Source organism: Mesorhizobium huakuii (assembly GCF_014189455.1).
Taxonomy (GTDB): domain Bacteria; phylum Pseudomonadota; class Alphaproteobacteria; order Rhizobiales; family Rhizobiaceae; genus Mesorhizobium; species Mesorhizobium huakuii_A.
On record NZ_CP050296.1, the window covers coordinates 5,515,776 to 5,536,383 of the forward strand.

Below are 20,608 nucleotides of genomic sequence, written 5' to 3' on the forward strand. Positions count from 1 at the left end.
GAGATAGACGTTTCCGGTGAGGATTCCAACTCAGGCCGCCCAGGCGGGGAACGGATCGGGCAGGCCGCGCCACAGTTCGGGCTGAAAATCCTCGGCCAAAAAAGGCGGAGACTGGCTCCGCCTTTCCGGGCACGGCAGCTTCTCAGCTGCCGAGAATGGCGCCTTTGATCTGGCGGATGTTGTTGTGCATCATGTCGATATAGGTCGAGCCGGGGCCATCGGGCTGCGACAGCGCATCCGAATAGAGCGTGCCGCCCACCTTGATGCCGGTCTCGCTGGCGATCTGTTCGATCAGGCGCGGGTTGGTGATGTTCTCGACGAAGATCGCAGCCGCCTTGTCCTGCTTCACCTGCTCGACCAGCTTTGCGACATCGGCCGCCGACGGTTCGGAATCGGTCGAAATGCCTTGCGGGGCGAGGAAGGTCAGGCCGTATTCGTGCTCGAAATAGCCGAAGGCGTCATGCGAGGTGATGACGACGCGCTTCGCCTCGGGGATCGACTGGATCGCCGCCTTCACTTCGCCTTCCAGCGCGTCGAGCTTCTTGGTGTAGGCGGCGGCATTGGTCTGGTAGCTGACGCAGCCATCGCTGTCGGCCGCGCAGAAGGCTTCGGCGATGTTCTTCACATAGATTTTGGCATTGGCGATCGACTGGAAGGCGTGCGGATCGGTGACGGTCTTGCCGCCACCAGTGCCGGCACCTTCGGCCGCGTCGGCGTCGGCGAACTCAGGCTTGAAGTCGATCGGCGTCACGCCCTTGGTCAAGGTGACGATCGAGGCCTTGGTGGCGCTGGCGTCGACCAGCCGCTGCAGGAAACCTTCGAAATGCAGGCCGTTGACCAGAACGATATCGGCCTTGGCCATGGCGACCGCGTCGGCCGGGCTCGGCTCATAGACATGGGCGTCGCCATCCGGGCCGACGATGGTGGTGATGTCGACACGGTCGCCGCCGACATTTTTGGCGAAATCGGCAATGACCGTGAAGCTGGCGACGACTTTCAGCGGCGCCGCGAGAGCCGACGACGCGCCGAAGGCGGTTAATGTTATAACGCTCATCGCCAGGGCGGCACGGATGGATTTCAGCATAGACGAGGTCTCCTTTCGAGGGGCGGGGGATCAGGCCGTTCTGTGACGGTGATGGATGATGCGGGCGCGCAGAATGCCGCGCGTGCCGAACAGGATCGAGGCGAAATAGACGACGCCGGCCGACAGGATGATGGCCGGACCGGACGGCAGCGAGGCGTGATAGGACAAAAGCAGCCCGGCGATGCAGGAGGCAAAGCCGATCAACACGGCCAGCACGCACATCGGCTCGACGCGCACCGTCCAGAAGCGGGCGGCTGCCGCCGGCAGCATCATCAGCCCGACCGACAGAAGCGTGCCGAGCGCCTGGAAGCCGCCGACGAGGTTGAGCACGACCAGGCCGAGGAAGATGAAATGCACCGGGCTGCCCATCCGGCTAACTGAACGCAGGAACAGCGGATCGAGGCATTCGGCGACCAGCGCCCGCCAGAAGATGGCGAGGCTGACCAGCGTCACTGCGACGATGCCGCCGATCAGCGTCAGCGCCTCATTGTTGAGCGCCAGCACCGTGCCGAACAGCACATGCATGAGATCGACGCTGGAGCCGCGGATCGACACCATCAGCACGCCGATGGCGAGCGAAATCAGATAGAAGGCCGCCATCGAGGCATCCTCGCGCTGGATGGTGAAGCGCGAGACGGCGCCGGCGCCGAGCGCCACGATGATGCCGGCGATCAGGCCGCCAATGGTCATCGGCAGGATTTCCAGCCCGTAGAACAGGAAGCCGGCGGCCGCACCCGGCAGGATGGCATGCGCCATGGCGTCGCCCGACAGGCTCATGCGCCGCAGCATCAGGAAGACGCCGATCGGGCAGGCGCCGAGCGACAGCATCAGCGAGCCGAACAGCGCCCGCTGCATGAAACCGAAATCGGCGAAGGGTGCGATGAACAGACCGTAGAGCGCGTCCATCAGGCAGCCCTCGGGCCAGCGCCATGGTGATGGTCGTGATCGTGGCCGTGATGATCGTGATCGTGGCCATGGGCGTGCTCGTCCGGCTCGCACCAGGGCGCATTCTCTTCCCAAGCTTCGTGGAAGCGGCGGGCGCGCAACAGGTTCTCCGGCTTCAGCGTCTCGCGCGTTTCGCCCCAGGCGATCGGTTGGCGGGCGAGCAGTAAGGTCTCGGGGAAATTCTGCCGCACCAGATCGAGATCATGGACGACGACCATGATGGTGCGTTCCTCGCCGTGCCAGCGCTTGATCAAGGCGATGAGGTCGCCGACCGTCTTGGCATCGACGGCGTTGAACGGCTCGTCGAGCAGGATCAGGTCGGCGTCCTGCAGCAGCACCCGGGCAAACAGCGTGCGCTGCAGCTGACCGCCCGACAGTGTGTCGATCGGCCGCTTCTCGAAGCCGCCAAGGCCGACCGCCATCAGCGCCTGGCTGACGGAATCGCGATCTTCTTTGGTATAGCGGCCGAGCATGCCGCGCTTGGGCCACAGGCCGAGCGAGACCAGGTCGACCACGCGCGCCGGAAACGAGCGGTCGAGCTCCGATTGCTGCGGCAGATAGGCGGCGCGCACGCCTGGTGCGCGAACGACCTCGCCGGCCATCGGTTTCAGCACGCCGACAATGCCCTTCATCAGCGTCGATTTACCGGAACCATTGGCACCGACCACCGCCGTCAGGGAACCCTTGCGGATCGCGCCGTCGAGATGATGGATCGCCGGGTGGCTGTTATAGCCCAGCGTCAGGTCACGGAATGTCAGGCAGGTCTGGGTCATGTCGTTCCGTGGAGCAGCGAAACCCGGCTGCAGGCAGGGCTCGAGTGGATATGTGATGTTATTACATTAGTCAACAAGCCAATCGGGCGGAATTGCGACCGGCGGCTCAACTTGCCGTGAATCTCGCCACTCGCTGGTCCAAGGGGATTTGGCCCCGGCGGCCTTGCCCGAAGCCCAAGCCAACTCTAAACAGTCGCCACCCATAACAGGAAGGAACCTCCCATGAGCATTCGTCGCATCGATGTTGGTCCGCGCATGAGCCAAATCGTCATCCACGGCAACACCGTCTATCTGGCCGGCCAGGTCGGCGAGCCCGGCGGCAACGTCGCTTCGCAGACCCGCGATGTCTTGGCGGCCATCGACGAATTGCTGGCCAAGGCCGGCACCGACAAGACCAAGATCCTGCAGGCGATCATCTGGCTGGCCGACATGGGCACCTTCGCCGAGATGAATTCGGAATGGGACAAGTGGGTGCCGCAGGGCCACACCCCCGCCCGCGCCACCGGCGAAGCCAAGTTGGCTGGACCGGAATATCTGGTCGAGATTATTGTCACGGCGGCGATTTGAGCTTTTTACCCTCCCCCTTGTGGGGAGGGTCGCTGCAAAGCAGCGGGGTGGGGGTCGGCGCCGTCCCCCCACCCCGTCTCGCCAACCTTGCTTCGCAACGTCGGCTCGCCGACCCTCCCCACGAGGGGGAGGGTAAGAGGCGCTACCCCTGCGACGGAGTGAATCGCGCCACCAGCGTGTGGCTCTCGGCCGGATAGATAAACCGGACATGCGTCACGGGATGCTCGGCACTCCATGTCCGCCGCTCGACCACAAGGCAAGGCGCGCCGGGATCGATGTCGAGCGCATCGGCAACGGTCTCATCGGCGGCCATGGCGCGGATGCGGTGTTCGGCCTCGCTCCACGGCACGCGGCCGATCAGCCAGGGCCCGGCGGCGATTTCCCTGAACTCTTCGTCCCCGGCTTCCGGAACCGCCGAAAGATTGATCAGCCGCTGCTCCAGTGCGAATGGCCGTTCGCCGGCAAAATGCAAGCCTTCGATCCATAGCACCGACCCTGCGGCGGACAGCCCGAGCAGCGCTCTGTCCTCCGCGTTGCTGCGCCGCTTCAGGCGCTCCAGCCGCTCGTAACGATAGGGCAGGGCGAGCGCTTCGACCTCGATCCTGATGTCGTGAAGTTCCAGCACCGCGGCCTGCGACTGCGGTCGGCGCACGAAGCTGCCTGAACGGCGCCGCCGCTCGATCAACCCGGCCTTGGCCAGCTGCGACAAGGCCTTGTTCACCGTCATGCGGGAGCAATTGTACTCGGTCGTCAGCTCATGTTCGAACGGAATGCGATGGCCGGGCGCCCAGGCGCCGGACAGGATTTTTTCGCGGATGTCGGACAGGATGCGCTGATGCAGCGAGACCGTCTCGCCACCATCAATGTCATCTGTCTCGATCAGGCTCATCGGCTTCAGTTCTGCGACAGCGCGGTCATGACCTTGCGGAATCGCTCGGCGATAGCCGTGCCCTTCGCATGCCTGCCGCCACTGACCTGCTTCTTGCCATGCACCCAGACGCAGTCGACCTTGCTGCCATTGGCGAAGATCCAGGCGTCGAGGATCGCGTCGCCGGTCTTGCCGGCTAGTGAGGGGGTGTTGGCGTCGAGCGAGACGAGATCGGCGGCTGCGCCAACGGCGATCTGGGAAGCGCCGGCACCGAGCGCGACGCTGCCGCCGTCGAGTGCGGCGTCGAACAGCGCACGCCCGGTCGAGCCGCCGGCTACCGCCAGCACATTGCGGGCGCGGTGGGCGAGGCGTTGCGAATATTCCAGTTGGCGCAACTCGTCGGGCAGGCCAATCAGCACGTTGGAATCGGAGCCGACGCCAAAGCGGCCGCCATGCTCGGTGAACAGTGGTGCGGCAAACGTGCCGTCGCCGAGATTGGCCTCGGTGATCGGGCAAAGGCCGGCGATGGCGCCGCTCTTCGCCATACCGATGGTTTCGGTATCAGTCATATGGGTAGCATGGATCAGGCACCAGCGCTGGTCGACCTCGGCGTTGGCCAGCAGAAACTCCACCGGCCGCGCGCCGGACCAGGCAACGCAGTCCTCGACCTCCTTCACCTGCTCCGCGACGTGGATGTGGATCGGCCCATTCGGCGCCAAAGCAGCGACCTGGTTCAGTTCCTCTGGCGTCGCGGCGCGCAGACTGTGCGGCGCGACGCCGACGACGGCCTGATTCAACGCGCGAACCGATTCGCGGCTCTTCTCAACAAGCCGGGAGAACCGATTCACATCGTTGATAAATCGCCTTTGGCCCTCGTTCGGCGCGGCACCGCCGAAGGAGGAGTGCGCATAGAACACCGGCAGCAGTGTCAGCCCGATACCCGTTTCGCCCGCGGCGGCGGCGATGCGCTCGGCCATCTCGGCGAGATTGGCGTAGGGTTTCCCATCGCGGTCGTGGTGCAGATAGTGAAATTCGCCGACGCGCGAGAAACCGGCCTCAAGCATCTCGACATAGAGCTGTGCGGCAACCGCCTCGACCTGGTCGGGCGTCATCGACAGCGCGAAGCGGTACATCACCTCGCGCCAGCTCCAGAAACTGTCGGCGGAAGGGCCGCGAAGTTCGGCAAGCCCGGCCATGCCGCGCTGGAAGGCATGGCTGTGCAGATTGGGCATGCCGGGCACGAGAATGGCGTGGCGCTCGTCGCCGGCCTGCGGCGTTGCGTCTGCTTCGACGGTGGCGATGCGGCCACCATCGAGCGCGATCCTGACATTGCCTTGCCAGCCCTCGGGCAGCAGCGCCTGTTCCGCAAAGATCGCCGTCACGTCCGTCTCCAAATCTGCATGCCTGAGCGACGATACCACTTGCGTCGCGTTTCAATATGTATATACATAATCGCCATCCTTTCAAATGGAAAAGATGATGGGTGGAGCAAACAAGAAGAGCGGCCTTCGTGTCTGGCGCAATGCGCGCCTGGCGACCATGGCCGACGGTGTGGCTGGCCTCGGCATTGTCGAGAAAGGCGCGATCGCCGCGCGCGACGGTGTCATTGTATATGCCGGCGCAGAGGCCTCGATGCCGGCTTCGGCAGGGCAGGGCGCCGAGATCATCGATTGCGAGGGCCGATGGATCACGCCCGGCCTGATCGACTGCCACACGCATCTTGTCTATGCCGGCAACCGCGCCAACGAATTCGAGATGCGGCTGGCAGGTGCCACCTATGAAGAGGTCGCCAGGGCCGGCGGCGGCATCGTGTCCTCGGTCAAGTCACTGCGCGCCGCAAGCGAGGACGAGCTCGTCGCCCAGACGCTGCCGCGCCTCGATGCGCTGATGGCCGAAGGTGTCACATCAGTCGAAGTCAAATCGGGCTACGGCCTCGATCTCGACAATGAGAAGAAGTCGCTGCGTGCCGCCCGCCGGCTGGCCAATGAGCGCCCCGTCACCGTTCGCACGACGTGCCTCGCCGCACACGCCCTGCCGCCCGAAGCCAAGGGGGACAAGGACGCTTTTATCGATCTGGTCGCCAAGCAGATTGTTCCGGCGGTTGCCGCCGAAGGGCTGGCCGATGCGGTCGACGGTTTTTGCGAAGGCATAGCGTTCTCACCTGAGCAAATGGCGCGCATTTTCGATGCCGCCAAGGCCCTGGGCCTGCCGGTCAAACTTCACGCCGACCAGCTGTCCAACCTGCACGGCGCAGCACTTGCCGCCAGCTATGGCGCGCTGTCCGCCGACCATCTCGAATATACGGACGAGGCGGGCGCTGCCGCGATGGCGAAGGCCGGCACGGTGGCGACCATCCTGCCCGGCGCATACTACTTCATCCGCGAAACCAAGAAGCCGCCAATCGACCTGATCCGCCGCCATGGCGTGAAGATGGCGGTGGCGACGGACAGCAATCCCGGCACCTCGCCGCTCACCTCGCTGTTGCTCACCATGAATATGGCAGCGACGCTCTTTGGCTTGACCGTCGATGAGTGCCTCGCCGGCGTCACCCGCGAGGCCGCGCGCGCGCTTGGCCTTCTCGACAAAGCTGGCACGCTGGAGGCTGGCAAATCCGCCGACCTGGCGATCTGGGACATCGAGCGTCCCGCCGAACTCGTCTACCGCATGGGCTTCAATCCGCTCCATGCCCGCATCTGGAGAGGACAATGACCGAACTGACCTTGAAGCCCGGCAACGCGACGCTGGCCGACTGGCGCGCCATCTACCGTGGCGCCGTGCCGAAGCTGGACGATGCCTGCCGTCCGAAAATCAAGGCGAGCGCCGAGGCCGTCGCCAGGATCGTTGCCAAGGGCGAGCCGGTCTACGGCATCAATACCGGCTTCGGCAAACTGGCCAGCGTCCGCATCCCGGCCAGCGATCTCGAGACCTTGCAGCGCAACATCGTACTCTCGCACGCCGCCGGTGTCGGCGAGCCGATGCCGGTCGCAATTGCCCGCCTGATGATGGCCCTGAAGCTTGCCAGCCTGGCGCAGGGCGCCTCGGGTGTGCGCGCCGAAACCATCGAATTGCTGGAAGCGATGCTCGCCAACGACGTCATCCCGGTGGTGCCGGCGCAAGGCTCGGTCGGTGCTTCCGGCGATCTCGCGCCGCTGTCGCACATGACGGCCGTGATGATCGGCGTCGGCGAATGCTTTACCCCGCATGGCCGCTTCCCGGCCAAGGTCGCCTTCGTCTCGCACGGACTGGAGCCGGTGACATTGGGCGCCAAAGAAGGCCTGGCGCTGCTCAACGGCACGCAGTTCTCCACCGCCTATGCGCTGGCCGCTTTGTTCGAGGCTGAAGTGCTCTACCAGTCGGCGTTGGTTGCCGGCGCGCTGTCGACCGATGCCGCCAAGGGGTCCGACGCGCCGTTCGATCCGCGTATCCATGTGCTGAGGAAGCACCGTGGCCAGATCGAGACGGCGGAGGCGCTGCGCAATCTGATGGCCGGCAGCGCTATCAGGGAATCGCACCGTGTCGGCGACGAACGCGTCCAGGATCCCTATTGCCTGCGCTGCCAGCCGCAAGTGATGGGCGCGGCTTTAACAGTGCTGCGCCAGGCGGCCGACACGCTCGGCACTGAAGCCAATGGCGTCACTGACAATCCGCTGATCTTCGCCGAGGACGACACCGCGCTGTCCGGCGGCAACTTCCACGCCGAGCCGGTGGCCTTCGCCGCCGACATGATCGCGCTGGCCGTCTGCGAGATCGGCTCGCTCTCGGAACGCCGCATCGCCATGCTGGTCGATCCGGCGCTGTCCGGCATGCCAGCCTTCCTGACGCCCAAGCCCGGCCTCAACTCCGGCTTCATGATCCCGCAGGTGACGGCGGCGGCACTCGTTTCAGAAAACAAGCAGAAGGCCTATCCGGCCAGTGTCGATTCCATCCCGACCTCGGCCAACCAGGAAGACCACGTCTCGATGGCCGCGCACGGCGCGCGCCGGCTGATCGGCATGGTCGAGAACGCGACGGCGGTGATTGGCATCGAATTGCTGGCGGCCGCGCAAGGCTGCGATTTCCACCAGCCGCTGGCGTCGAGCAACGCGCTGGAAGCGGTACGCAAGCTGGTCCGGGCCGAAGTGCCGCATCTCGACAATGACCGGCATTTCCACCCCGACATGGAAAAGGCGATCGCCATGGTGCGCAGCGGTGCGACGATCAAGGCGGCCGGCGCGGTAACACTGCCTTCGATCTCGGGAGCCTGACATGACCGACTGGCTGACAGTGACGGAAGGCACGGCACCTCTGCTGGTGTCGATCCCGCATACCGGCACCGATCTCGCCGGAATCGACAACCGGCTGGTCTCGCCCTGGCTCGGCCGCCGCGATTGCGACTGGTGGATCGACAATCTCTACGATTTTGCCGCCGGCCTTGGCGCGACGGTGGTGCATACGTCGATCTCGCGCACGGTCATCGACGTCAACCGTGATCCTTCCGGCGCGTCGCTCTATCCGGGGCAGACGACGACGACGCTTTGCCCGACGGAGACTTTCGACGGCGATCCGCTTTACCTGCCCGGCGAAGAGCCGACGCCGGCGGAGATCGACCAGCGCCGTATATCCTATTTCGTGCCCTACCATGAAATGCTGGCGGCCCAGGCCGTCAGGCTGCGCGGCCTGCACGAAAAAATCGTCATCTACGATTGCCACTCGATCCGTTCGGTGCTGCCGCGCCTGTTCTACGGCACCCTGCCGGTGTTCAATCTCGGCACCAATGACGGCCAGACCGCCGACCCGACGCTGCAGGCATTGGTCGGCCAGATCATGGCTGAAAGCGGTGAAAGCTATGTGATCAACGGCCGCTTCAAGGGTGGCTGGATCACGCGCTACTTCGGCAATCCGCAAGGCGGCTACCATGCGTTGCAGATGGAACTCGCCGATCGCGGCTATCTGCGCGAGCCCGAGGCCAAGGGCGAGCCGGACAATTGGCCGGTTCCTTATGACGCCGAGTTTGCCGCGCCGATCCGCGCCACACTGACCAAAATCCTTCAAACCGCCATTGACTGGGCAGGGCGCTGACGCGCCGCCATCCGAAAGGGACAATGATGAACAATCCTCGCCACAACATTCGCGAAGTCCGTGCGCCGCGCGGCGACAAGCTCAACGCCCGCTATTGGACGACCGAAGCGCCGCTGCGCATGCTGATGAACAATCTCGACCCCGAGGTCGCGGAGAACCCCAACGAGCTGGTCGTCTATGGCGGCATCGGCCGGGCGGCGCGCACCTGGAACGATTTTGACAGCATCGTCGCCTCGCTGAAGACGCTTGGCGAGGACGAGACGCTGCTGGTGCAGTCGGGCAAGCCGGTCGGCGTGTTCCGCACCCACGCCGATGCGCCGCGCGTGCTGATCGCCAACTCCAATCTGGTGCCGCATTGGGCGACCTGGGATAAATTCAACGAGCTCGATAAAAAGGGCCTGATGATGTACGGCCAGATGACGGCCGGCTCGTGGATCTACATCGGCACGCAAGGCATCGTGCAGGGCACCTACGAGACCTTCGTCGAAGCCGGCCGCCAGCATTATGGCGGCAACCTCAAGGGCAAATGGATCCTGACCGGCGGCCTCGGCGGCATGGGCGGCGCCCAGCCGCTGGCGGCCGTCATGGCCGGCGCCTGCTGCCTCGCCATCGAATGCAATCCGGACTCGATCGATTTCCGCCTGCGCACCCGCTATGTCGACGAGAAGGCCGAGACGCTCGACGAAGCGATGGAGATGATCGAGCGCTGGACCAAGGCCGGAGAGGCGAAATCCGTCGGTCTGCTCGGCAACGCGGCCGAGATCGTGCCGGAAATGTTCAGGCGCGGCATCCGTCCCGACATGGTCACCGACCAGACCTCAGCCCACGATCCGATCAATGGTTATCTGCCGAAGGGCTGGACCATGGCCGAATGGCGCGAGAAGCGTGTCAGCGACCCGAAGGCTGTCGAGAAGGCGGCCCGTGCCTCCATGCGCGAACATGTCGAGGCGATGGTGGCGTTCTGGAACGCCGGCGTGCCGACGCTCGACTACGGCAACAACATCCGCCAGGTTGCCAAGGACGAAGGCTTTGAGAACGCTTTCGCTTTCCCCGGTTTCGTGCCGGCCTATATCCGCCCGCTGTTCTGCCGCGGCATCGGCCCATTCCGCTGGGCCGCGCTCTCCGGCGATCCGGAGGATATCTACAAGACCGACGCCAAGGTGCGCGAACTCACCCCCGGCAACACCCATCTGCACAACTGGCTCGACATGGCGCGCGAGCGCATTACCTTTCAGGGTCTGCCGGCCCGCATCTGCTGGGTCGGTCTCGGCGACCGCCACCGGCTGGGCCTTGCCTTTAACGAGATGGTGGCCAAGGGCGAACTCAAGGCGCCAGTCGTCATCGGCCGCGATCACCTCGATTCCGGCTCAGTCGCTTCGCCGAACCGCGAGACGGAAGCGATGAAGGACGGCTCGGACGCCGTGTCCGACTGGCCGCTGCTCAACGCGCTGCTCAACACCGCGTCGGGCGCCACCTGGGTGTCGCTGCATCATGGCGGCGGCGTCGGCATGGGTTTTTCCCAGCATGCAGGCATGGTCATCGTCGCCGACGGCACGCCGGACGCCGCCAGGCGCCTGGAGCGCGTGCTGTGGAACGACCCGGCGACCGGTGTCATGCGCCATGCCGATGCCGGCTACGACATCGCCATCGAGTGCGCAAAGGAGCACCAGCTCAATCTGCCCGGCATTCTCGGCTGACATCATGCGCATCCTTCGTGCCGCCGACTACCGCGTCATGCCGTGGAAGAACGGCGGCGGCACGACGACCGAGGTCGCCGTTTCGCCTGACAGCGCCGGTCTCGACGCGTTCGACTGGCGCGTCTCGATGGCGCGCGTCGAGGGCAGCGGGCCGTTCTCCAGCTTTACCGGCATCGACCGCACGCTGTCGGTGCTGGAAGGCGAGGGGATGGTGCTTGATGTCGCCGGCCAACCGGCGGCCCGGCTGACACCGGTTTCCCAGCCTTATGCCTTTCCAGCCGACCTGCCGACCAGTGCTGCGCTGATCGCCGGCCCGATCACCGACCTCAACGTCATGACGCGCCGTGGCCGCATGCTGCATTCGGTCGAGCGTCTGGCGGTTTCGCGGCCTGTGGACATCGCAACCCGCGCCGGTTCGACCCTCATCCTTTGTCACAAGGGCGAAGCTGTTTTCCCCGAAGCTCAGTCAATTCGCCTCGGCCCGCTCGACACGCTGCTGCTCGGGTCGGATGCTTCCGTCCTGCGGGTTGAGCCGGCTCGGGATACGACGCTGTTCGTGGTCCGGATAACCACCGCGGCCTGATGCTTTCGCGCCAACGGTTACCGCCTGTTTCCAAACATGATCGCAATGCCGGCGAAATATAGCGTAAGCTCTTGCCGGCATCACGAAAAAGCCCGAATCCTCCCCGTCGATCGATCCCGACGGGAGCGAGGGGCGCTCGTCTTTGAGTTTGGTCGAAAGATGACGCCCTGTCGTGGTGCGGAAACAAACTTTCGGCATAGGGGTTGATGCAACCAATTGCATTTGAACCGGTTTTAGGGCCATTGCCGTGGCGGTGACGCCGCTGAGTGCCCGCTTACGGAATTTTCAATGAATATTCAGACGAATCCTGCCCAGATCGAGAAGACAAGCGCGAGCTTTCCGGCCATCACGGAAGAGCCGATACGGTCGACATTCCTGCCCGAGGAGCGCCTGAGGCTGCTCGGCGAAAGCCTGGCAAAAGGCGATCTCACCGACCTGTTCGGCCTGATCCCGTTCGATTTCCAGGCCCGTATCCGCGACAGCGCCAAGAAGATCCTCGAAGTCTACCGGTCGACCAATGCGGCGCAGGCCAAGGGCGAAACCATCACCCCGGCCGCGCAATGGCTGCTCGACAACAACTATCTGGTCGAGGAGACCATTTTCCAGGTCAAGCGCGACCTGCCGCGCCGCTTCTATCGCCAGCTGCCGACGCTGAAATTGCCCGGTGGCGGCACCGTACCACGCGCTCTGGCGCTGGCCTGGACCTATGTAGCGCATTCGGACAGTTCCGTCTCGGCGACCATGTTCAAGTCCATCGTCCAGGGGTTTCAGTCGGTCGAGCCGCTGAAGATCGGTGAACTCTGGGCGCTGCCGTCGCTTCTGCGCTTCGTGCTGATCGAAAATCTCCGCCGGCTGGCCGTCAGGGTCAATCGCACCCGCCAGATGCGCCAGATATCCAACGATGTGGCTGACAAGGTTCTGGCGACCGACGACAGCGCCGACCGGCAGGCGATCCTGGCCAATTTCAGTGCGCATGCGCAGGACACCACCTTTGCCACGCAGCTTCTCTATCGCTTGCGCGATGGATCGCAGAATGCCGGCAAGGCCCTGGAATGGCTGGAAGGCGAGCTCGAAAAAGACCGGCTCCGATGCCGAGGAGATCATCATCTCCGAGCATCACACGCTGTCCAGCGGCAATGTGACGACCGGCAACATCATCCGCGGCCTGCGCCTCATCAACGACGTCGACTGGACCGTGTGGTTCGAAGGCGTCAGTCGCATCGATACCGTGCTGCGCGAGCGCACCGATTTCGCCGCGCTCGACTTCTTCTCGCGCGATCAATACCGCACCGCGATCGAGGAACTGGCGCGCCGCTCGAACCTGTCGGAATACCGCGTCGCCGAAAAGGCCATCGAACTGGCCGGCCAAGCCGCTAGTGAACACGCCGCCAGCGAACACGCATCGGCTGGTGATGGCGACGATTCCGCTCCGGCTCCGTCCGCGCATACCGATGTCGGCTTCTTCCTCGTCGGCCCGCGCCGGCTGGAACTGGAAAAAGCGATCGGCTATCGGCCCACCATCAGCCAGACGGTCAAGCGGACCTTCGCCAAGACCGGATGGCTGGGCATCGTCCTGCCGGTTTTCGCCCTGACGGCCCTGCTTCTTGTCCTCACTGGCAATGCGTTGGCCCATCTCGGCCTGTCGGTGACCTCGATCATCGTGATGCTGGCGCTGTTTGCCGTGCCGGCGAGCGAGGGCGCGCTGGCCTTCTTCAACACCGTGGTCTCGCTGTTCCTCAAACCGACACGCCTGATCGGCTATGACTATCGGCACGGCGTGCCACCCGAGGCGCGCACTCTGGTGGTTGTGCCGTCGCTGATCGGCTCGCGCGACGATGTCGAGGAAAACATCCGTAACCTCGAAGTGCACTACCTTGCCAATCTGGTGGACGAGATCCATTTCGCACTGCTGTCGGACTGGCCCGACAGCAAGATCGAGATCGATGCCGCGGACACCGAGATCCTCGAATATGCCCGCGCCGAGATCGCCCGTCTCAATGCCCGCTATCCCTCCGAAGGCGCGCCGCGCTTCTACATCCTGCACCGCCGCCGGCTCTTCAACGCGGCTCAAGGGGCCTGGATGGGCTGGGAGCGCAAGCGCGGCAAGCTGCATGAGCTTGACCTTTTGCTGCGTGGCGACAGCGACACCACTTTCCTGCCGCTCGAAGTGCCGCTGCCGGAAAAAGTCGTCCATGTGATGACGCTCGACGCCGACACGCGCACCACCCGCGACGCGGTGGCGAGCCTCGTCGGCAAGCTCTGCCATCCGCTCAACCGCCCGCATTTCGACGCCACCAAACGCGTTGTTACTGCCGGCTACACGATCCTGCAGCCGCGCATCACCGCGTCGCTGACATCAGGCGACGAGGCTTCGTTCTTCCAGCGTGTGTTCTCGGCCAATCGCGGTCTGGACCCCTACGTCTTCGCCGTCTCCGACCTTTATCAGGACGTCTTCAGCGATGGGTCTTTCACCGGCAAGGGCCTCTACCACGTCGATGCCTTCGAGGCCGCCCTGCAAGGCCGCATCGAGGAAAACACCGTCCTCAGCCACGATCTGCTCGAAGGCGCGCTGGCGCGCGCAGCACTTGTCACCGACGTCGAACTGGTCGAGGACTACCCGACCCGCTACTCGGTCGACGCCTCGCGCCACCACCGCTGGGCACGCGGCGACTGGCAGCTGCTGGGCTTCATCCTCGATCCGCGCTCCGGCGTTCCGGCCCTGTCGCGCTGGAAGATGGTCGATAATCTGCGCCGCTCGCTGACGCCGATCTTCTGGGTGATGGCGGCGATTGCCGGCTGGACCTTGCTGCCCTTCACGCAGGCCGCGCAATGGCAGGCATTGCTGATCCTCAGCCTGTTCATGGCGCCGACCTTCGACGTCGTCAACGCCATCCTGCCCAAGAGCGGCGACCAGACGCCGCGCGGCCATTTCTCGGCCCTTGCACGCGACGTCGCCTTCGGCACCGCCATGGTGGCGCTGAAGATCGTGCTGATGGCGCACAACGCCTGGATGATGGGCGACGCCATCGTGCGCACGCTCTACCGGCTGTTCGTCAGCCGCCAGAACCTCCTGGAATGGCGCACCGCCTCGCAGGCGCACAAGGCCGGCGACAATGATGTCGGCTCCTACTACGGCATGATGTACGGCGCCGTGATCATCGGCTTCGTCGGCCTCGCCATTCCGGTGCTGGCCGATTCCACCGGCGCCTTCGTCGCCTTCTTCTTCGCCCTGTTCTGGATCGGTTCGCCGGCGATCGCCAGCTGGATCAGCCGCTCGGCCGAAACCGAGGATCGCCTGCGCATATCGCAGGCCGACATCCATGCGCTGCGCACCGTGGCGCGGCGCACCTGGCACTATTTCGAGAGCTTCGTCACAGAAGAGCATCACAATCTGCCGCCGGACAATTTCCAGGAAAGCCCGGCACCCGTCGTGGCACCGCGCACGTCGCCGACCAATGTCGGCGTCTATCTTCTGTCGGTCGTTTCGGCGCGTGATTTCGGCTGGATCAGCCTGTCTGATGCCATCACCCGCATCGACGCCACCATGACGACCATCGAGAGCATGCCGCGCCACCGCGCCATCTCTTCAACTGGTACGACACCACGACGCTGAAGCCGCTCTACCCGCTCTATATTTCGGCCGTCGACAGCGGCAATCTCGCCGGCCACCTGGTGGCGGTGGCGGCTGCCTGTGCCGAGTGGGCGGAAGCGCCTTCCGTGCACCTCCAGGGCGATTTCGAAGGCATTCTCGACACGGTCACCATTCTGAGCGAAAGCCTCGATCAGTTGCCCGACGACCGCCGGCAGCTCCGACCGCTGCGCCAGCGTCTCGTCGACCGTCTGGACGGCATGCGGCGCGCCGTCGAAACGATCAAGGCGCAGCCGGAGATGGCCTCGATCCGCACCATCAACCTCGCCGTGCTGGCGGGCGAGATCCGCAAGCTGGCGACCGCTATCCACACCGAGGCGGCGTCGGCGCAGAGCGATGTCATCGTCGACTGGGCAGCGAGGCTCGAGGCTACCTGCGAGGCGCATGTTCACGACGCCCACAGCGACGACAACGCCGTCGAGGCGCTGCGCGCCAAGCTCCTGACCTTGCGCGAGCGTACGCGCCGTTTCGCCTTCGAGATGGAATTCGCCTTCCTGATGCGGCCGGAACGCAAGCTGCTGTCGATCGGCTACCGCGTCGAGGAGCACCAGCTCGACGAAAGCTGCTACGACCTTCTCGCCTCCGAGGCGCGGCTGACCAGCCTGTTCGCCATCGCCAAGGGCGACCTGCCGACCGAGCACTGGTTCCGGCTCGGCCGCCCGATCGTCGAGATCGGGTTCCAGGGCGCGCTGATGTCCTGGTCGGGCTCGATGTTCGAGTATCTGATGCCGCCGCTGGTGATGAAGGAGCCGCAAGGCTCGATCCTCAACCAGACCAGCAAGCTGATCATCAAGCGCCAGATGCAGTACGGCCGGCAGAAAAACGTGCCGTGGGGCATTTCGGAAGCCGCCTACAACGCCCGCGACCGGGAACTGACCTATCAGTACACCAATTTCGGCGTGCCCGGGCTTGGCCTGAAGCGCGGCCTTGGCCAGAACACGGTGATCGCGCCTTACGCCACAATACTGGCGGCGCAGTTCAACCCGCGTGAAGCCGTGCACAATCTTGAGCGTCTGCGCGAGATCGGTGCGCTTGGCCCGCATGGCTATTACGATGCTGTCGATTTCACGCCGCAGCGCGTGCCTGAAGGCACCAACCACGCGGTCGTTCTGAACTACTATGCGCACCATTCGGGCATGTCGATCGCGGCGGTCGCCGACGCGATCTTCGAGGGCCGCCTGCGCGACCGTTTCCACAGCGATCCAGTCATTGAATCGGCCGAACTCTTGCTGCAGGAGAGGGCGCCGCGCGACATCCCGACCGCGACCGTCAGGACCGAAGCGGACGAGCGCGCGAAAGACGAGACCGAGACCGAGAGCCCCGACACCCGCATTGTACTCGATCCCCTGCGGGCATTGCGTTCGACCAATGTGATGTCGAACGGCCGCTATTCGGTGATGGTGACCGCGACAGGCTCCGGCTACAGCCGCTGGGGCGATCTGTCAGTGACCCGCTGGCAGCCGGACCCGGTCGAGGACCGTCTGGGTTCCTATATCTTCCTGCGTGACGTCAGCACGGGTGACTGGTGGTCGGCGACGGCGGAGCCAAAGCGCGCGCCTGAGGAGAAGGCGCAGACCCTGTTCTCCGACGACAAGGCGAGCTTCGTCAAATCGGTCGGCACGTTGCGCTCCGAGGTTGAATGCATCGTCGTTTCCGAAGGCAATGGCGAAGGCCGTCGCATCACGCTCTACAATGAAAGCACATCCGACCGTCACATCGAGGTGACGTCCTTTGCCGAGCTGGTGCTGGGTTCGGAGGCTTCCGACAACGCGCATCCGGCCTTCTCGAAGATGTTCGTGGAGACCGAAATCGCCGCCAACAACGGCGCGATCTTCGCCACGCGCCGCAAGCGTGAAACCAGCGAGCCCGACATCACCCTGGCGCATTTCGTCACCGATCCGTCCGGACCGGCGCGCGATGCCGAGGCCGAGACCGACAGGCGCGCCTTCATCGGCCGTGGCCGCTCCATCGTCGATGCCGCCGCCTTCGATCCGGGCGCCAGGCTCGGCGGCCATTCCGGCTTCACGCTCGATCCTATCGCCTCGCTGCGTCGCCAGGTGCGTGTGCCCGCCAACAAGAAGATATCGCTGACCTTCTGGACCGTAGTCGGAGCCAACCGCCCCGAGCTGGAAGAGGCGATAAACCGCCTCGACCATCAGGAGAGCTTTGCCCGCCAGGCCATGCTTGCCTGGACGCGCAGCCAGGTACAGACCCGCCATATGGGCCTCAGCCTGACCGACGCCGCCAATGTGCAGAAACTGGCGCGTTATCTGATCTATCCCGACGCGTTCCTGCGCCTGCCGGCCGAATCCATCGCTTCGGGACTGGGCAAGCAGTCGAGCCTGTGGCCGACCAGCATTTCGGGCGATTTCCCGATCTTCCTGGTCAGGATCGGCGACGTCGCCGATCTGGAGATCGTTGCCCAGGCGCTGCGCTTCCAGGAATATATGCGCACCCGCGGCATGATGATCGACTTCGTCGTCGTCAACGAACAGGCTTCGTCCTACGTCCAGGACCTGCAGCGTGCGGTCGAGACGCTGTGCGAAAACAGCCGTCTGCGCGGCAAGGAACTTGGCCCCCGCCAGCACATTTTCGCGGTGCGCCGCGACCTGATGGAAGAGACCACCTACAAGACGCTGCTCGCCGTCGCCCGGGTGGTGCTGCATACACGCAACGGCACCATCTTCGATCAGATCGAGCGGGCCGAAGCGGCTGCTTTGCAGGCGCGCGACACTCTGCTGCCCACCGGATTGCCGACGCTGCGTGAAATTCCAGCGCCGGCGTACACGGTGCATGCATTCGCCTCGCAGGCCGTGGCGGATGTCAGTGCCGATGGCACCGGCCTCAGCCAATGGAACGGCTTTGGCGGTTTCGACGGCGACGGACGGCACTATGTGGTCCGTCTGGCCGGCCGGCGCACCACGCCGCAGCCCTGGATCAACGTCGTGTCCAACGCCTCGTTCGGCTTCCATACGTCCGCCGAGGGCGCCGCCTTCACCTGGAGCCGCAACAGCCGCGACTACCAGCTGACGCCGTGGTCGAACGATCCGGTCTCCAACCGGCCGGGCGAGGGCGTCTATATCTACGATCAGGCCAGTGGCAGGGCGTTCTCGCCGATCGCCGCGGTGGTGCGCGATCCCTCGATGACCTACGAAGCCTGGCATGGTCAGGGCTTCTCCACCTTCCGCTCGAAGCGTGGGCCTTTGTCGATGGACCTGACCCATGTGGTTGACCCCGTCGATCCGGTGAAGATCACGCGGCTGCGCATTCAGAATTCCGGCTCGGTGCCGGCGCGGCTGCGCGTCTATGCATATGCCGAATGGGTGCTTGGCGGGCATCGCTCGCGCACGGCGGCAACCATTGTCCCGTCGCGCGACGGGGTGACCGGCGCGCTGCTGGCGAAAAACCCCCTACGGGCTCGATTTCAGCGAGCGGGTGGCCTTCCTCGCCGCCGATGCCGCTGTTCATTCGGTGACGACGGATCGCTCCGAATTCCTCGGCCGGCATGGGTCCAGCGAACTGCCGCAGGCGGTGCTGACCGGCGCGGCGCTGTCGGGCCGTGTCGAGGCCGGGGACGATCCCTGCGCGGCGATCGCCCGCGATGTCGAGATCCCGGCCGGCGGCGACGTCACGCTGCTCTGGCTGCTCGGTGATGCCGACACCCCTGCGCAGGCGAGCGCACTGGTGCAGACGCACCGGGGCAAGGATTTCGACCAGCGCCTGGCCGACAACGAGCGCGAGTGGCGCGCGTTCCTCGATACCATTCAGGTCGAGACGCCGGATAAGACGCTCGATGCCATGGTCAATCACTGGCTGCCCTATCAGAGCCTTGCCTGCCGCATCCGCGCCCGCTCGGCCTTCTATCAGGCAAGCGGCGCCTTTGGCTTCCGCGACCAGTTGCAGGACACGCTGGCGCTGCTGGCGCATGATCCGACGTTGGCGCGCGACCAGATCCTCAACGCCGCGCGGCGGCAGTTCCCGGAGGGCGACGTGCAGCACTGGTGGCTGCCGCGCACCGGAGCCGGCGTGCGCACCATGATTTCCGACGACGTGGTCTGGCTGGCCCACGCCACGGCGCGCTATCTCAGTGTGACCGGCGACGCCGCCATCCTGAAGGAGCAGTTGCCCTTCATCGATGGACAGGCGCTGGGCGAGGGCGAGCATGATGCCTTCTTCACCCCGGAAATCTTGAAGAAGACGGTGTCGCTCTACGACCATTGCGCGCGTGCGCTCGACCTTGCCATCAAGCGCAGCAGCCCCGCCGGCCTGCCGCTGATCCTTGGCGGCGACTGGAACGACGGCATGAACCGTGTCGGCGAGCACGGCAAGGGCGAGAGCGTATGGCTGGGCTGGTTCCTGCTGAAGACGCTTGGCGACTTCGCCGCCGTCGCCAAGAGCGAAGGCGACAGCAAGCGCGCGCAGGCCTGGGCAAAGCATGCCGAGGCGCTGAAGCGGGCGCTTGAGAGCACGGCATGGGACGGCGAATGGTACAGGCGCGGCAGTTTTGACGACGGCACGGCTTTGGGGTCGCGTACATCCGAAGAGTGCAGGATCGACTCCATAGCCCAGTCCTGGAGCGTGCTTTCGGGCGAGGGCGACCCGGCGCGGTCGACGACGGCGATGCAGCAGGCGACCAGCCTGCTCGTCGACGACAAGCTCAAGATCGTCAAGCTGTTCACGCCACCCTTCTCGAAGACGCAGAAGGACCCCGGCTATATCAAGAGCTATCCGCCGGGCGTGCGGGAGAATGGCGGCCAGTACACCCATGCGGCGACGTGGTTCGTCATTGCGCTGGCCGAGATGGGGCAGACCGATGAAGCCTATCGCTGCTTCTCGATGCTCAATCCGGTCAACCACGCATCCGATGAGGCTTCGGCCGAGCAATACCGTGTCGAACCCTATGTGGTCGCCGCCGATATCTATGCCGGAGACGACAAGGGCGGGCGCGGCGGCTGGACCTGGTACACCGGCTCGGCGGGCTGGCTCTACCGTGCGGCGGTCGAAGGCATCCTTGGCATCGAACGGCGCGGCAAGCAGATCACGTTCCGGCCCAAACTGCCCAGCCACTGGGATGGCTACCACGCCACGCTCAAGATGCTGGGTGCAGAGATCAAGGTTCACGTCGTTCGCGACAAAAAGACCAAGACGATCTCGCTAGAAGTCGATGGTTCGAAAACAAAGTCCGCTTCATTCGAACCCAAAGCCGGCACAAAGACCGAGATCGTGGTCAAGATACCGGGGTAAAATCAACAGCTTGGGTTGCTTGTTCGCGCGTCCTTCGGGACGCGCGACCCTGCGTCTCGTTACTTGCGCGCGATCCGCCACTGCGCCGGCAAGATGCCTCCCGATTAAGCCTTGCAATACGGTCGTGATTAAAAATGTGG

General features: G+C 64.6%; 11 protein-coding genes and 1 pseudogene. 7 read left to right on the forward strand and 5 right to left on the reverse strand.

Annotated features, from left to right (window positions below; all coding sequences use genetic code 11):
• Positions 1-142: 142 nt before the first annotated feature.
• The 3 genes from aztC to aztA are packed head-to-tail and all read right to left on the reverse strand — an operon-like array spanning position 143 to position 2,802.
• Positions 143-1,084, reverse strand: a complete 942-nt coding sequence (gene aztC / locus HB778_RS26615; protein ID WP_183458261.1) for a zinc ABC transporter substrate-binding protein AztC — start codon at positions 1,082-1,084, stop codon at positions 143-145.
• 30 nt (positions 1,085-1,114) lie between these two features.
• The gene (gene aztB, locus HB778_RS26620) at positions 1,115-1,990 is read right to left on the reverse strand and encodes a zinc ABC transporter permease AztB (protein WP_019857527.1); all 876 of its coding nucleotides are present in this window, start codon (positions 1,988-1,990) and stop codon (positions 1,115-1,117) included.
• Positions 1,990-2,802 carry a zinc ABC transporter ATP-binding protein AztA gene (gene aztA, locus HB778_RS26625; RefSeq protein WP_183458263.1) on the reverse strand — a complete coding sequence of 271 codons (813 nt, stop codon included), beginning with the start codon at positions 2,800-2,802 and terminating at the stop codon, positions 1,990-1,992. Before aztA ends, aztB begins: the two co-directional genes overlap by 1 nt.
• 222 nt (positions 2,803-3,024) lie before the next feature.
• On the opposite strand from aztA, the gene HB778_RS26630 reads away from it, so the two are divergent.
• Positions 3,025-3,369 (forward strand): RidA family protein, encoded by a 345-nt coding sequence (locus HB778_RS26630; RefSeq protein WP_183458265.1) that lies wholly within the window; start codon positions 3,025-3,027, stop codon positions 3,367-3,369.
• Between the two features lie 142 nt (positions 3,370-3,511).
• Here HB778_RS26630 and hutC read toward each other — a convergent pair whose 3' ends face one another.
• Together hutC and HB778_RS26640 are read right to left on the reverse strand one after the other, a co-directional pair.
• Positions 3,512-4,258, reverse strand: a complete 747-nt coding sequence (gene hutC / locus HB778_RS26635) for a histidine utilization repressor (RefSeq protein ID WP_183458267.1) — start codon at positions 4,256-4,258, stop codon at positions 3,512-3,514.
• 5 nt (positions 4,259-4,263) lie between these two features.
• Positions 4,264-5,619: a formimidoylglutamate deiminase gene (locus HB778_RS26640; protein ID WP_183458269.1), complete on the reverse strand. Its 1,356-nt coding sequence runs from the start codon at positions 5,617-5,619 to the stop codon at positions 4,264-4,266.
• A gap of 97 nt (positions 5,620-5,716) precedes the next feature.
• Here HB778_RS26640 and hutI point away from each other — a divergent pair, with 97 nt between their 5' ends.
• The 6 genes and pseudogenes from hutI to HB778_RS26670 all read left to right on the forward strand — a co-directional run bounded on the left by hutI (position 5,717) and on the right by HB778_RS26670 (position 20,468).
• Positions 5,717-6,946 (forward strand): imidazolonepropionase, encoded by a 1,230-nt coding sequence (hutI, locus tag HB778_RS26645; RefSeq protein WP_183458271.1) that lies wholly within the window; start codon positions 5,717-5,719, stop codon positions 6,944-6,946.
• A complete protein-coding gene (hutH, locus tag HB778_RS26650) occupies positions 6,943-8,481 on the forward strand; it encodes a histidine ammonia-lyase (RefSeq protein WP_183458273.1) in 1,539 nt (512 codons plus the stop codon). The genes hutI and hutH overlap by 4 nt, the downstream gene beginning before the upstream one ends.
• A gap of 1 nt (position 8,482) precedes the next feature.
• Positions 8,483-9,295 (forward strand): N-formylglutamate deformylase, encoded by an 813-nt coding sequence (gene hutG, locus HB778_RS26655; RefSeq protein ID WP_183458275.1) that lies wholly within the window; start codon positions 8,483-8,485, stop codon positions 9,293-9,295.
• A 23-nt stretch (positions 9,296-9,318) separates the two neighbouring features.
• A complete protein-coding gene (gene hutU / locus HB778_RS26660) occupies positions 9,319-10,992 on the forward strand; it encodes a urocanate hydratase (RefSeq protein WP_183458277.1) in 1,674 nt (557 codons plus the stop codon).
• Positions 10,993-10,996: 4 nt separating this feature from the next.
• On the forward strand, positions 10,997-11,575 hold the full coding sequence (locus HB778_RS26665; protein ID WP_095201675.1) for a HutD/Ves family protein: 579 nt from the start codon (positions 10,997-10,999) through the stop codon (positions 11,573-11,575).
• Between the two features lie 288 nt (positions 11,576-11,863).
• Positions 11,864-20,468 (forward strand): annotated as a pseudogene (locus HB778_RS26670) (GH36-type glycosyl hydrolase domain-containing protein).
• Positions 20,469-20,608: the final 140 nt, after the last annotated feature.

Excerpts from the sequence above, each read along its gene's own strand:
- aztB (WP_019857527.1), bottom strand. The coding sequence starts at position 1,990 with ATGGACGCGCTCTACGGTCTGTTCATCGCACCCTTCGCCGATTTCGGT.
- hutH (WP_183458273.1), top strand. The coding sequence starts at position 6,943 with ATGACCGAACTGACCTTGAAGCCCGGCAACGCGACGCTGGCCGACTGG.
- HB778_RS26630 (WP_183458265.1), top strand. The coding sequence starts at position 3,025 with ATGAGCATTCGTCGCATCGATGTTGGTCCGCGCATGAGCCAAATCGTC.
- aztA (WP_183458263.1), bottom strand. The coding sequence starts at position 2,802 with ATGACCCAGACCTGCCTGACATTCCGTGACCTGACGCTGGGCTATAAC.
- hutU (WP_183458277.1), top strand. The coding sequence starts at position 9,319 with ATGATGAACAATCCTCGCCACAACATTCGCGAAGTCCGTGCGCCGCGC.
- hutC (WP_183458267.1), bottom strand. The coding sequence starts at position 4,258 with ATGAGCCTGATCGAGACAGATGACATTGATGGTGGCGAGACGGTCTCG.
- HB778_RS26665 (WP_095201675.1), top strand. The coding sequence starts at position 10,997 with ATGCGCATCCTTCGTGCCGCCGACTACCGCGTCATGCCGTGGAAGAAC.
- hutG (WP_183458275.1), top strand. The coding sequence starts at position 8,483 with ATGACCGACTGGCTGACAGTGACGGAAGGCACGGCACCTCTGCTGGTG.
- aztC (WP_183458261.1), bottom strand. The coding sequence starts at position 1,084 with ATGCTGAAATCCATCCGTGCCGCCCTGGCGATGAGCGTTATAACATTA.
- hutI (WP_183458271.1), top strand. The coding sequence starts at position 5,717 with ATGGGTGGAGCAAACAAGAAGAGCGGCCTTCGTGTCTGGCGCAATGCG.